The sequence below is a fragment of the Streptomyces sp. NPDC001515 genome, assembly GCF_053597115.1.
The window spans coordinates 35,139-48,148 of sequence record NZ_JBSFHN010000050.1 but is presented as its reverse complement, the minus strand read 5'-3'; the positions used below and the strand labels follow the sequence as shown (position 1 = coordinate 48,148).

At 70.6% G+C, this 13,010-nt stretch carries 10 protein-coding genes and 1 CRISPR repeat array; of the genes, 9 read left to right on the top strand and 1 reads right to left on the bottom strand.

Annotated elements, in window-relative coordinates; all coding sequences use genetic code 11:
- Nucleotides 1-189: 189 nt before the first annotated feature.
- The 9 genes from cas3 (at nucleotide 190) to ACWCXC_RS34720 (ending at nucleotide 11,924) form a co-directional block, all read left to right on the top strand.
- Nucleotides 190-3,075, top strand: coding sequence for a CRISPR-associated helicase Cas3' (cas3, locus tag ACWCXC_RS34760; protein ID WP_450891566.1), 2,886 nt, complete (start codon nucleotides 190-192; stop codon nucleotides 3,073-3,075).
- Nucleotides 3,076-3,357: 282 nt separating this feature from the next.
- Nucleotides 3,358-5,064 carry a type I-E CRISPR-associated protein Cse1/CasA gene (gene casA / locus ACWCXC_RS34755; protein WP_450891565.1) on the top strand — a complete coding sequence of 569 codons (1,707 nt, stop codon included), beginning with the start codon at nucleotides 3,358-3,360 and terminating at the stop codon, nucleotides 5,062-5,064.
- A gap of 125 nt (nucleotides 5,065-5,189) precedes the next feature.
- Entirely contained in the window at nucleotides 5,190-5,795 is a 606-nt protein-coding gene (casB, locus tag ACWCXC_RS34750; RefSeq protein ID WP_450891564.1) for a type I-E CRISPR-associated protein Cse2/CasB, read from the top strand.
- Nucleotides 5,796-5,908: 113 nt separating this feature from the next.
- Nucleotides 5,909-7,063, top strand: a complete 1,155-nt coding sequence (gene cas7e / locus ACWCXC_RS34745; protein WP_450891563.1) for a type I-E CRISPR-associated protein Cas7/Cse4/CasC — start codon at nucleotides 5,909-5,911, stop codon at nucleotides 7,061-7,063.
- Nucleotides 7,060-7,857, top strand: coding sequence for a type I-E CRISPR-associated protein Cas5/CasD (cas5e, locus tag ACWCXC_RS34740; protein WP_450891562.1), 798 nt, complete (start codon nucleotides 7,060-7,062; stop codon nucleotides 7,855-7,857). Before cas7e ends, cas5e begins: the two co-directional genes overlap by 4 nt.
- A 5-nt stretch (nucleotides 7,858-7,862) precedes the next feature.
- Nucleotides 7,863-8,669, top strand: coding sequence for a type I-E CRISPR-associated protein Cas6/Cse3/CasE (gene cas6e / locus ACWCXC_RS34735; RefSeq protein WP_450891561.1), 807 nt, complete (start codon nucleotides 7,863-7,865; stop codon nucleotides 8,667-8,669).
- A 6-nt stretch (nucleotides 8,670-8,675) separates the two neighbouring features.
- A complete protein-coding gene (gene cas1e / locus ACWCXC_RS34730) occupies nucleotides 8,676-9,686 on the top strand; it encodes a type I-E CRISPR-associated endonuclease Cas1e (protein ID WP_450891560.1) in 1,011 nt (336 codons plus the stop codon).
- Complete coding sequence (gene cas2e / locus ACWCXC_RS34725) at nucleotides 9,683-9,991, top strand: type I-E CRISPR-associated endoribonuclease Cas2e (RefSeq protein ID WP_389098958.1); 309 nt, start codon at nucleotides 9,683-9,685, stop codon at nucleotides 9,989-9,991. Before cas1e ends, cas2e begins: the two co-directional genes overlap by 4 nt.
- 18 nt (nucleotides 9,992-10,009) lie before the next feature.
- Nucleotides 10,010-10,526: direct repeats of the CRISPR family, unit length 29 nt; unit sequence GTCGGCCCCGCGCCTGCGGGGATGGTCCG.
- A gap of 105 nt (nucleotides 10,527-10,631) precedes the next feature.
- Complete coding sequence (locus ACWCXC_RS34720; protein ID WP_450891559.1) at nucleotides 10,632-11,924, top strand: MFS transporter; 1,293 nt, start codon at nucleotides 10,632-10,634, stop codon at nucleotides 11,922-11,924.
- A 283-nt stretch (nucleotides 11,925-12,207) separates the two neighbouring features.
- Here ACWCXC_RS34720 and ACWCXC_RS34715 read toward each other — a convergent pair whose 3' ends face one another.
- Nucleotides 12,208-13,005: a VOC family protein gene (locus tag ACWCXC_RS34715; protein ID WP_450683962.1), complete on the bottom strand. Its 798-nt coding sequence runs from the start codon at nucleotides 13,003-13,005 to the stop codon at nucleotides 12,208-12,210.
- Nucleotides 13,006-13,010 lie beyond the last annotated feature (5 nt).

Sequence of the window (13,010 nt, the reverse complement as noted above, 5' to 3'; positions counted from 1 at the left end):
GGGGGCTGGGGCTTCGTGTTGTGTACGCCGTGCGGTAGCCGGTCTCTGCGGCGTGGATCGGTGGCGGCGGCGCGGAATAATACGTCTTTATGCTCAAGAAACGGCAGGCTTCCGTGACTTGGGTGGGTTGTCAGTGCTCGCCTCTACGCTCTGGAACTCAGACCTGAGACCAGTTCGTGGAGGCACGGTGTGGACCTGCGGAAGCTGAGCGATCTCTACGAGCCGGTTGTGGTACGGGCACTGGAGACGCTGTGGGGGAAGTCGCGGGAGCGGGCCGGGGGAAGCACGAACCTCCTGATGGCGCACCTGCTGGATACGGCGGCGGTCGCGGAGCTGTTGTGGGACGACTTCCTCGCGCCCTCGACGCGGTCGGCCCTGGACGGCGTCGCGGGCGGGCCCGAGGGTGGCCGGCGGCTGTTCGCCTGGATCTGCGGCGTTCACGATTGCGGCAAGGCCACGCCGACACATCAGCGTCTTTGGCCGGAAGGCGCCGAGGCCGTGGGGCGGGCCGGGCTGACGTGGGTGGAGAGGAGCGCCGTCGCGGGGGCGAAGCAGCAACGGCGCTGGCGTCACGACTGGGCCGGTGGACTGATGACGCGCGAGCTCCTGGCCGAAGCGGGTTGGGGCGGCGAGCAGGTCGATTGGGTCTGGCCCCTGGTGGCGGGGCACCACGGTGCCTTTCCTTCGCTCCGGGATGTTGGGGAGCCGTCCCACGCGAAGGGGCAGCTGAGGGGAAAGGGGGTCTGGCGTCGGGCTCAGCAGGCACTACTCGATGTGTTCACACGAGAGCTCGGGTTTGCGGGGCTCCGTGAGGCGGAACCGGTGGTGGCTCCGTCCCGGGCGCTTCAGCTGCAGCTCAGCGGTCTGGTCGTCATGGCGGACTGGATCGCGAGCGACGAGCGCTTCTTCGTGGGCATGGACGACCTGGCGCTGGTGGGTCTGAGCGCTTCTCGCGAGCGGGCCGTCTCGGCGTGGAAGGCGCTGGGGTTGCACGGGGGTTGGGGCGCTCTGGAGGTGCCGGGGCCCGATGAGTTCCGCGACCGATACGGATACGGGCCCCGCCCCTCACAGACGATGGTGATCGAGGCCGCACACCGGATGACCGGCCCGGGAATCGTGGTGGTCGAAGCGCCCATGGGGGAGGGCAAGACCGAGGCGGCACAGGCGGCGGCTCACGTCCTCGCGGCGACGTTCGGCGAGGGCGGAGTGTTCGTGGGAATGCCCACTCAGGCGACCAGCGACCCCATGTTCACCCGCACGCGCCGGTGGGTCGGGGCTGTGGACGAGCGCCTCGCCTCCAGGGTGGTGCTGCTGCACGGCAAGCGGGCGTTCAACCGGGAGTGGAAGGCGCTCCTGGAGGACGCGGACTCGTACGCCGACGAGACGTACTGCGGCGTGGATGAGTTCGGGCTGGCTGACGACCCGTACGGCTCGGGATCCGCCGGCGGGGAGACGCCGGAGCGGCAGGCGCCTGCCGAGTGGTTCCTGGGGGCGAAGCGCGGCTTGCTCGCTCCGTTCGTGGTCGGCACGGTCGATCAGCTTCTGTACGCCGCTACCCGCACGCGGCATGTGATGCTGCGCCTGGCCGGCCTGGCCGGCAAGGTCGTGATCCTCGACGAAGTGCACGCGTGCGACATCTACATGAGCCAGTTCCTCCACGAGGCGCTGTGGTGGCTGGGGCAGGCCCGGGTACCCGTGATCGCGCTTTCGGCGACGCTCGCCCCGGCGCAACGCCAAGGACTGATCGACGCGTACATGGCCGGCGCCGCTTCCCGGGAGGAGCTGAGGGCTGGGGTTCCGAAGCCGTCCGGCTATCCGAGCGTCACAGCGGCGTGGCTGTCGGCCTCCGGCGAGCCGCAGTTTCAGGTGGAGGCCACGGACAGCTGGCGCGAGGACCTTCCCGTCGAGGTGCGGGTCGTCCCCGAGGCGGTCCCCGGTGCGGGGGCCTCCCGTGCGGAGCGGGAACGAGCGCAGGGCGAGGCGGACGCACGGGTGGGCGATCTGCTGGCGGGCGAGCTCATCGACGGAGGAACCGCGCTCGTCATCCGTAATTCCGTCGCGCGAGCCCAGAACCTCTACGCAATGCTGCGCGAGAGGTTCGCGCACGACGAAGTGCGTCTTCTCCATTCACGATTCACCGTCGCCAGACGTGCCGATCTCACGGAGGAGTGCCTGCGGTTGCTGGGGCCGCAGACACCACGGCCCAGGGACGGCCGGCTGATCCTGGTGGCAACACAGCTCGCCGAGCAGTCCTTCGATGTCGATGCCGACGTGCTGGTCACGGACCTGGCCCCCGTTGACCTGCTGCTGCAGAGGGTGGGCCGACTGCATCGCCACGCGGGCACATGGCGTCCGGAAGGACTGCGGACACCCAAGGTGTTCGTCACGGGCTTCCAGCCACGTGAATGCCGCGAGCCGGCATTCGTCTACGCCAGCGAGAAGATCTACGGAAGCCATCTGCTTCTCCGGACTGCCGCGGTGCTGCCCGAAGCCGGTGAGACGTGGTCGGTGCCGGGAGACGTCCCCCGGCTGGTGGAACAGGTGTACGGAGCGGACTCGGCCCTGCTTCCCGCGGAGTGGCGCGAGGCCGGTGAAGCCGCCCGGCGGGAGCAGGAAGAACGGAACCGGAGCCGTGCCGAGGACGCGCGGCAGTTCCTGCTGACTCCGCACGGCGAGCACGAGAAGCGGACCCTGGCGGGTCTGCACTACGGCGGCTCCACGACGGGCAGTGACGAGAGCTCGTTGCGGGCGGCGGTCCGTGACGGCGACGAATCCGTCGAGGTCGTTCTGGTGGTCAGGGAAGAGGGCGACGAGGTGTTCCGGACGCTGGCAGGGCGAGCCCTCAGTGTCAACGGCGATGTCGCGCCCGAGGTGCTGGACGAAGTGCTCGGTTCGGTGGTGCGGCTGCCGTCGAAGTTCGCTCAAGAGGCATCCGGCCTTTCGCCTCTGCCCGGATGGCACGGGCATCCGTGGCTACGGCGGAGCCGTGCTCTGGTTCTGAACGCCTCCCGTACGGCCCGGTTGGGGGAGGCCACGGTGTCGTACGACAACGAGTTCGGGCTCCGGGAGGTGTGAGCGTGCTCATATCCGCCTGCCCGGTGGGGGCTTGAGTCGTGAGCGCGGACGAGCCGCCGGGCAAGGGCCCGGCGGCTCGGGGCCCCGCGCGGCGCGGGGTCGACGTGATTCCCGGCTCCTTGTGCAAACAGAGAACAGGACCATCCCCTCGCCCCGACCCGTGAGGGTCGGCGGCGGTGGGGTCAACGACCGGATTCTCGCACCTGATTGTGGAGAAACCGTGCGCATGCCCAGGCAGAGCGCTAGCGTTAAACAGAGAACGTTCCATCTGAGGGGGGACTGATGACGTATGGCTTTTCCCTGACGGACGCCCCATGGTTACGCCTGCCGCCGGCTGCGGGTGGGCCGGCACACGATCAGCCGCTGCGCACCGCGCTGCTGGACGCGCATGAGTTCGGTGACCTGGTGGTGGAGATCCCGACCCAGAGGGCAGCGGTGTTCCGTCAGGTTCTGTTGCCCGTCGTGCTGGACGCTCTGGGGCGCCCGGCCGACGAGCGTGCGTGGATGGAGTGGTTCTCGGCCGGCCAGTGGTCGCGGGAACAGCGCCTGAAGCTCGGCGCGTACCTGGATGCGCACAGCGGGCTGTTCGACCTCTTCGACCCCGTGCAGCCCTTCGGCCAGGTCGCCGGGATGCGTACGGCCAAGGACGAGACGAAGAACGCCGGACTGATCGTTGCGACCGCCGCGACCGGCAACAACGTCCCGCTGTTCGCCTCCCGTACGGAGGGGGACGCTTTCTCGCTGACACCGGCACAAGCGGCGCACTGGCTGCTCCACACGCAGTGCTGGGACACCGCCGCGATCAAGACCGGCGTTGTCGGTGATCCGAAGGCGAAGGCGGGCAAGACGGTGGGGAATCCGACCGGTCCGCTTGGGCAGATGGGCGTGACCCTGCTGGTCGGCAAGACCTTGTTCGAGACATTGCTGCTGAACCTGCCGGTGGGCGCACCGCCGACGTCGACCGACCTTCCGCAGTGGAGGAGGCGTGAACCCACGCATCCGCACGCGGCCGGCACCCCGCAGTGGCAGGAGCGGGTGCCTGAAGGACTGCTGGATCTGTGGACCTGGCAGGCCCGCCGGATTCGGCTCTTCCCGGAGGCGACCGATGAGGGCGTGCGGGTGACGCGCGTACTGGTGGCCGCGGGGGACCGCATGCCCCGTACGCCCGAGACCGAGCCGCACACCATGTGGCGCATCGAGCCGACCGGCGGCCGAGGGGCGGGCAAGGGCAAGCGAGCGGCCACGCCCCCGCGCCGCCCCATGCGTCTCCAGCCCGGGAAGGCCGCGTGGCGCGGACTCGACGCGCTCCTGGCGCCCGAGCGGCAGTCCAGGGAGGCCGGGCAGAACACGAGCGGATTCGCCACGAGCAGGGTGCTGGACCAGGCCGGCGCCCTGTCCTTCTACCTTGACGAGGCGTACCCGCTGCGTGTGGAGCTTTCCGGTATCGCCTACGGGAATCAGTCGGCCGTCATCGACGACGTGATGTTCGACGCGTTGCCCCTCCCCGTGGCCGCGCTGGGGGAGGACAGCGACGTACGCTCCGCGCTTCTCGAAGTCGCGGAGCAGGCCGAGCAGTTGGCCGCGGCCGTCAACCACCTCTCGGCCGATCTGCGCCGTGCTCTCGGCACGGAACCGATCCCGTGGGACAAGGGGCAACGTCCGGGCGAGCTCGTGCTGCATGCCCTGGACCCACTGGTGCGACGCCTGCTGGCCGGTATGAGAGGCGTGGACGACCCGGAGCGGATCGAGGCGGGGCAGCTCGCCTGGGAGCAACTTGCCTGGCGCAGGGCCTGGGAGGTGGCCGATCGTCTCCTGCAGGCGGTCCCCGTCGGGGCGTTTCTGGGGAGAAGCGTCTCCCAGGGAGAGGGGAAGCCGGAGCGGACGCACCGCGTTTCGTCGGCCGAAGCGTTCTTCCTCAAGCGCCGAGCGGAGATCCTGCACCGGGCCGACGGCGCACGGAAGGACGACCATGCCCCCGGCGGTCAGTGAGCGGGGCGAAGACCCGCCCCGCATTCGTGCCCGTGAGGCCTCGCCGCTGTCCCGGCCGGGTCGGCCCCGAAGCCGCACGGCATGCCTCGCGCGATACCGCATCCTCACCACGTCTGGACATGATCATGAGCAAAGAAGAGCCCGCGAAGCCGAGGATCTGGCACCGTTACACCGCCGCGGACGGTACCTGGCGCCGTAAGGAGGGCACGGCGGCGGAGAAGCGCCCGCCCGGTGAGGATCTCGCGGTTCTCCGGCGAGGTCTGGGCCGCCCCGCCGGAACCGTGCTGGAAATGTTCCCGTTCTACACCTGCCCCGTCGACGACTACGCCGCACGTCGGGGAGAGGTCTCGGCCGAGCAGGAAGCCGAGCACATCGCGCTCGCCCTCTACGGACTGCACCAGCAGAGCCAGGAACAGCCGATGCACCGTGACGGAGTGGGGCTCGGCCGGGCCGTGCTCGGGCTCCGGCGCCACAAGCGCACGAGCGAGGAGGCGGTCGACTCCCGCTTTCAGCAGGTGTTCTCCGCCACCTCCACGGACACGCTCGCCTTGCGGCTGCGTGGCGTGATCAGTCAGCTCAAGGACATCAAGCAGCCCGTCGACTACAACCGGCTGATCTCCGACATCCACGACTGGCGCCAGCCCGATTCACGCTCGCGCGTACGCCGCCGCTGGGGCCTGGACTACTACGGCTGGACGCAGGGCGCGACGGGCCGGCGCGCCGACGGCTGACCCCCACTGCCTCCGGTGTTCGCGACGGGCGCCATTCCCGCGCGCCCCGTGCCCGCCAGGTGCCGGCCGCCCGGCCACTATCTGTTCACCCGTACACGACTTGGAGCAATCCGATGACTCAGCGCCTCTACATCGACGTACACGTCGTCCAGACCGTGCCGCCCGCCAACCTCAACCGGGACGACCAGGGCAACCCCAAGGAAGCCGTTTTCGGTGGTGTGCGCCGCTCCCGGGTGTCCTCGCAGGCGTGGAAGCGGGCGACCCGTCAGCACTTCGACACGCAGGTTCCCGAGCCCGACCGCGCCACCCGCACCAAGCGCATCTCCCAGGAACTCACGACACGGATCGCGCGGAACACGGGCCTGGAGCGCGACGAATCCGCCCGTCTCGCCGAGGCCCTGCTTGCCCAACTGGGCCTGAGCCAGGGCAAGAAGGCCAGCGACACCGCCTACCTCCTCTTCTACGGGAACGCCCAACTGGACGCCGTCGCAGCCCTCGTGGCCGGCCGCGCGGCCGACCTCGTGGTGTTGGACGACAAGGCCCTGGCCGAAGAAGTCAAGGAGCTTCCCGTCGTGGAGAGCTTCAGCACCGGCCACCCCGTGGGCGTCGCGCTCTTCGGCCGCATGGTCGCCGACATCCCCAAGCTCAACGTGGACGCCGCCGTGCAGGTGGCCCACGCGATCTCCACCCACGAGACGCAGCTCGAGTTCGACTACTTCACCGCCGTCGACGACCAGAACGAACGGGGCGAGACCGGGGCCGGGATGATCGGCACCATCGGGTTCAACTCCGCGACCCTCTACCGCTATGCCACGGTGGGGTTCGCCCAGCTCGTCGAGAACCTCGGCGGTGACACCCCAGCGGCGCTCGATGCCCTCGACGGCTTCCTCGGCAGCTTCGTCCTGTCCGCTCCCACCGGCTATCAGAATTCCTTCGCCCACCGCACCCGGCCGAGTCTTGTCTCCGTCGTCGTGCGCGGGGACCAGCCGGTCAACCTTGTCTCCGCCTTCGAGGATCCCGTCGCGGCCAAGGCCGGCATCCAGGCCGAATCCGCCCGCCGCCTGGCCGTGGCGTACACGGACGAGGCAAGGACATGGGGCGACGCCCCTCTCTACGAGGCGGCCAGCCACATCTTCACCATCGACGAACCGCGTACCAAGGACACGGCTGAAGCCCTCGCTCGTGCGTTCGGTGAATCCGTGCCCTTCGCCGACCTGCGCACTGCCGTGCGCACCCGCATCGCCTCCGCCCTGGGGGAAGAGGCGTGACGCCGCCCGGCCACACCTCCGTACTCCTGCTGCGCCTCGCCGCTCCCCTTCAGTCGTGGGGTGACCGCAGTACGTTCAACCGCCGCGAGACACGCCCGGAGCCGACCAAGTCCGGGGTCGTGGGGCTCCTCGCCGCTGCCGCCGGGCGATCCCGCCACGCCGACGTGGACGACCTCGCCGGACTCGGTCTCGGCATCCGGGTCGACCAGCCCGGCAGTCTCCTGCGCGACTACCACACCGTCAGCGACTACCGGGGCCGGCCGCTGCTGTCCGCCGCGGTGTCCGCCAAGGGCGCGCAGAAGCCCACCTCACCGGCCAAGCGGACGCATATCACTCAACGCTTCTACCTCCAGGACGCCGTCTTCCTCGCAGCCGTCGAAGGCCCCGGCGAACTCATCACGGCCCTCGAATACGCCGTACGTCACCCGGCCTTCCCGCTCTCGCTCGGCCGCCGGTCCTGCGTACCGGCCCAGCCCCTGGTGCTGGGGCAGCGCGCCGGCGCGCTCGAAGAGGTGCTGCGCGCGGAGCCCTGGCAGGTGAGCAGGGCGGTGCGCGACCGGTGGGGGCGCAGGAACGGCAACGCCGCTCACGTGGACCTCTCCGCCACGCTTGACGATCCGGCCGGGGACGAGACCCGCGACGACGTCCCGCTGTCCTTCGCCCCGACGAACCGGACGTTCACCACTCGCCGTATCCGGCACACCTACGTCGCGGCTCCCACCGGGCTCACCCCCGACCCCGAGCACCCCCCGACCACGGGCGGCCACGACCCCTTTGCTCTCCTCGGTTGGTAACTGACATGCCCTATCTCTCCCGCATCCGCATCAACCCCCTGCGTGCCGAGAGCCGCAAGCTCCTGGCCAGTCCACGAGCCATGCACGGCGCGGTCCAAGCAGGCATCCCCGGCGAGCCCGGCCAGTCGCGTACTCTGTGGCGGCTCGACCCGGACAACCCTTACCGTCCCCAGCTGTTCGTTCTCACCGAGGACCGACCTGACTGGTCCCACCTGGTCGAGCGGGCGGGATGGCCCGACGCCGACGGCGAGCACTACGCCGTACGCGACTACGCCCCGCTCCTGCGACAGCTCGCGCCCGGCCGCAGCTTCGCCTTCCGGCTCACCGCCAACCCCGTGCAGAACACCAATCGGCCCGACAAGCCCACCACGCACCAGCAAGCACGCGTCGACGCCGGTTACCGGCGCGGTTTCCGCCTCGGCCACCGCACTGCCGAAGCGCAGCTCACGTGGTTCCTCACCCGTGCGTCTCGATGGGGTTTCGACATCCCCGCGGCCCCGGGCCTCGACGGAACCCACGACACGGCCGGGGCACCGCCGCGCGACATCCGCATCATCGCCCGCAGTCGCCGTTCATTCGGGAAGGGAACTGCGACGGGAACGGGTACGGGAACGGGAACGGGAAGGGCAACGGGAACGGGAACGCCGACGGGGAAGGAGGCCCATGTCGTCATGAACTCCGTCACCTTCGAGGGAAGCCTGCGGATCACGGATCCGGACGTTCTCGCCGAGCGGCTCCTCGGCGGCATCGGCCCCTCCAAGGCTTACGGATGCGGGCTGCTCACCCTTGCCCCTCTCCCCGGAAGGGAATGAACACCCGTGCCCGACATCTGGTGGAAGGCCGACCCCCAGGACCTGCACCGTCTCGTCGACCGTGTCTCCAGCGTCTACGTCGAGCGAAGTCATCTGGACCGGGACGAGAACGCCGTCGTCATCATCAACAAGCGGCAGACCGTCCGGGTACCGGCGGCCATGGTTGCTGTCATGCTTCTCGGCCCCGGAACGCGCGTCACCCACGGAGCGATCCGCCTGCTCGCCGATTCCGGCACCGCTGTGTGCTGGGTGGGTGAACAGGGCGTCCGTATGTACGCGGCCGGGCTCGGGCCCAGCAGGGGCGCCGGCCTTCTGCACCGCCAGGCATGGCTCGTCACCCGGCCCAAGGAACGCCTTGCCGTCGCCCGTGCCATGTACAGCATGCGCTTTCCCGGCGAGGACGTCTCCGCCCTCACCATGCAGCAACTCCGCGGACGCGAAGGCACACGCATCCGCAAGTTGTACAAGGCCCAGGCCGACCGGGCCGGAGTCCCTTGGAACGGCCGGGTCTACAAACCCGGGGACGCGTTCGCGGCGGGTGACGACCTCAACCGGCTGCTGTCTGCGGCCAACGCCGCTCTCTACGGCATCTGCCATGCCGTCATCATCGGACTGGGCGCCAGCCCGGGGCTCGGCTTCGTCCACACGGGCAAAGCCACATCCTTCGTCCTGGACATCGCCGACCTCTACAAGGCCGAGTACACCATTCCACTCGCCTTCGACCTGGCCGCGCAGGGCCTCACCGAGGAACGCGACGCCCGACTTGGGCTCCGTGACCTCATCGCCCGCGACAAGCTTCTCGGCCGTATCGTCACCGACGTCAAGAATCTGCTCACCCCGGAGGGAGCGGACTTCGAGGATCCCGAGGCCAATCTCCTGTGGGACGAGAACCGGGGGTCCGTTCCCGGAGGTACCAACTACGCCGACCGGACCGATGACATGTCGGCACATGGAATGCCCGACAACCACATCGCGATCATCGGACCCGATCTCGACGACCCCGAAGCCGCATCATGACCGTGATCATTCTCGTCGCGGCCCCGGAGGGCCTTCGCGGGCACCTCACCCGGTGGATGGTCGAAGCCAGCGCCGGCGTATTCGTCGGCAACCCCAGCCGTCGCATCCGCGATCGTCTCTGGGAACTGCTGGCCACGCGTATCGGCGACGGCCAAGCCATCCTCATCGAACCAGCGGCCAACGAACAGGGATGGGCCGTCCGCACCGCAGGCCGAGACCGCTGGCAGCCTGTCGACTTCGACGGACTGATCCTCTCGGCCCGCCCCAAGAAGCAACTGAATGAAAACAGCCCTTCGGCCCGATAGAACCCCAGCTCAAGAAGTGTCGGCCCCGCGCCTGCGGGGATGGTCCGAACGGGAGGGCGTCGGCGCGGCGGGCGCAGGAGTCGGCCCCGCGCCTGCGGGGATGGTCCGGACACCAGCGTCGGGAACTTGCCCAGCTTGTCGTCGGCCCCGCGCCTGCGGGGATGGTCCGTGGCCGGGCATGGCCCACGGGGCGCACTCCCCGTCGGCCCCGCGCCTGCGGGGATGGTCCGACGTGCCAGCCGCGCTCGGCGGCGGCCAGTGCGTCGGCCCCGCGCCTGCGGGGATGGTCCGGGTGTATGCAGCACCTCTCCGTAGTGCCATGAGTCGGCCCCGCGCCTGCGGGGATGGTCCGGTCCTCGCCACCCCGCGCGGGCGCGGCACCCAGTCGGCCCCGCGCCTGCGGGGATGGTCCTGACGGCGACTCGTCCAGCGGCGCTCAGCAGGTGTCGGCCCCGCGCCTGCGGGGATGGTCCGACGCCGTCGCGCGCCACCATGTCCGCCGCGCGGTCGGCCCCGCGCCTGCGGGGATGGTCCGGAGCCGGAAGCGGGACACACCGGGGTGGGGAGACGGTGGGACTGCCGGGCCCTGTTCGCGGGGGTGGGGCCGGGGTGTCTGGCCGTCCCGTCGATACCATCCCCTGTGACCGAATCCCTGACCGAGCCCACCGATGCGGCCGACGAGCCGACGCCGCGGCGGCGGATACTCGCCGACCTGACGCCCCTGCGGATCTCGCCGGACTACCGGCGGCTGTGGTTCGGGAACACGGTGTCGTGGGTGGGGCAGGGGATGACCTCGCTGGCGGTGTCGTTGCAGGTGTACGACCTGACGGGGTCGGCGTTCTCGGTGGGGTTGATCGGGTTCTGCTCGTTGGTGCCGCTGGTGGTGTTCGGGCTGTACGGCGGGGCGATCGCGGACACGGTGGACCGGCGGAAGCTGGGGCTGGTGAGTGCGGCCGGATCGTTTCTGTTGTCCGTCGGGCTGTTCGGGGTCACCGTGGCCGGGGTGGAGCGCGTGGGGCTGCTGTACGGGGTCGTGGCGCTCCAGGCGGTGTGCTTCGCGCTGAACTCGCCGGCGCGCAGCTCGATGATCGCGCGGCTGCTGCCGGCCGAGCAGTTGCCCGCGGCGAACGCGCTGTCCTCGATGACCAGCACGACGGGGATGCTGCTGGGGCCGATGCTGGGCGGGCTGGTGGTCGGCTGGTGGGGGTACCGGGCGGCGTACGGGGTCGACGCGATCACGTTCACGGCCTCCCTCTACGCGATGTGGCGGCTGCCCGCGATGCTCCCCGACCGGGGCGAGGGAGAGGCGGGGACCGCGAAGCGGGCCTCGGTCCTGGACGGGCTGCGCTTCCTGGGCACGCGGCCCAACCTGCGGATGACGTTCTTCACCGACCTGTGCGCGATGGTGCTCGCCCACCCCCGCGCCCTGTTCCCCGTAGTCGCCGGGCTCTGGTACGGGGGCGACGCGAAGACCACCGGGCTGCTCGTCGCGGCTCCGGCGCTCGGGGCGCTCCTGGGCGGGGTGTTCTCCGGCTGGCTCGGGCGGATCCGGCGGCACGGGCGGGCGGTGCTGTTCGCCGTGGCGAGCTGGGGCGCGGCCGTCGCCGTCTTCGGGCTGACCCGGCAGCTCTGGCTCGGGCTGGTCTTCCTGGCGCTCGCGGGCGCCGCGGACACCACCTCGATGGTCTTCCGGAACACCATGCTCCAGGCCGCCGTGCCGGACGAGATGCGCGGCAGGCTCCAGGGGGTGTTCATCGTCGTGGTGGCGGGCGGCCCGAGGCTCGGTGACTTCCTCGCCGGGTCCGTCGCGGATCTGGCCTCGCCGGGCTGGGCCGTCACCGGCGGCGGGATCGCGTGCGTCCTCGCCGTGGGACTGCTGGCGCTACGGTGGCCCGGGTTCGCGCGCTACGACGCGCGCGCCCCCGAAGCCTGACCCGTGGCCCGGGCCGGCTCGGCTCCGGGTACGTGAGGCGGCCGTACGCCCCCGGCTTGAGGCGCACCCCGGGGCCCGGTCCGGCTCCGGGGTACGTAAGGCCGTGCACCCCCCGAAGCCTGACTTGTCGCCCCCGGGCCGGCTCGGCTCCGGGTACGTGAGGCCGCGCCCCGAGTCTGACTCGCGGCCGGGCCCCGTCCATCCCCGGCGGCCCGTGAGGACGCCCGCGCCCCCCGAGACCTGAACCGGGGCCGGAGCCCGGGGCCGGACACAGGCCGCGCGGTCAGGACACGTCCGTGAGTGCCGGCATGTCGCCGCCCGTCGTCGTGCCGTCGATCAGCGAGAACGGGGCGCCCTGCGGGTCGGTCAGGGCGGCGAAGCGGCCGAACGGGATGGTGAGCGGGCCGAAGCGGAGCGTCGCGCCGAGGGACTGCGCCTTCGCCACCGCCTCGTCGCAGTCGGGCACGGTGAAGTACACGTTCATATACGGCGGAACCTCCGGCGGGAAGTCCTCCGTCATCTTCATCCGGCCGAGCACGGGATCCGCGCCCAGGTCGTACAGGGTGAAGTCGACGGCGTCGTCCTCCATGCGCTTGACGCCGTATCCGAAGACGGCCGGGAAGAAGGCGTCGGCCTTCTCCGGCTCCCGGGTGAAGATCTCGGCCCAGCTGTAGGCGCCGGGCACCGCGCGGGCCTCGAACCCCTGGTGGGTGCCGGGCTGCCAGACGCCGAAGGCGGTCCCGCCGGGGTCCGCCGCCAGCACCATCGTGCCGAACTCGCCGACTCGCATCGGCTCCACCAGGACCGTGCCGCCGTGCTCGCGGATCTTCGCGGCGGTGGCCCCGGCGTCCGGCGAGGCGAGGTACAGGCACCACGCCGACGGCACGTCGTGGTCCGGAGGCGGCGGCATCAGCGCGGCGACCGCCCTGCCGTCCACGAACGCCTGGGTGTAGTCGCCGAACTCGGGCGACGACTCGCCGTACGTCCACCCCAGCAGCTCACCGTAGAAGCGCTTGGCGGCGTCGAGGTCGGCGAACGTCGCGTCGGCCCAGCACGGTGTGCCCTCCGGCTCTGCGGCCATGACCG

Bases quoted from the DNA above. Each gene is read 5' to 3' on its own strand.
- casA (WP_450891565.1), top strand. From the start codon at position 3,358: ATGACGTATGGCTTTTCCCTGACGGACGCCCCATGGTTACGCCTGCCG.
- casB (WP_450891564.1), top strand. From the start codon at position 5,190: ATGAGCAAAGAAGAGCCCGCGAAGCCGAGGATCTGGCACCGTTACACC.
- cas7e (WP_450891563.1), top strand. From the start codon at position 5,909: ATGACTCAGCGCCTCTACATCGACGTACACGTCGTCCAGACCGTGCCG.
- cas6e (WP_450891561.1), top strand. From the start codon at position 7,863: ATGCCCTATCTCTCCCGCATCCGCATCAACCCCCTGCGTGCCGAGAGC.
- cas2e (WP_389098958.1), top strand. From the start codon at position 9,683: ATGACCGTGATCATTCTCGTCGCGGCCCCGGAGGGCCTTCGCGGGCAC.
- ACWCXC_RS34715 (WP_450683962.1), bottom strand. From the start codon at position 13,005: ATGGCCGCAGAGCCGGAGGGCACACCGTGCTGGGCCGACGCGACGTTC.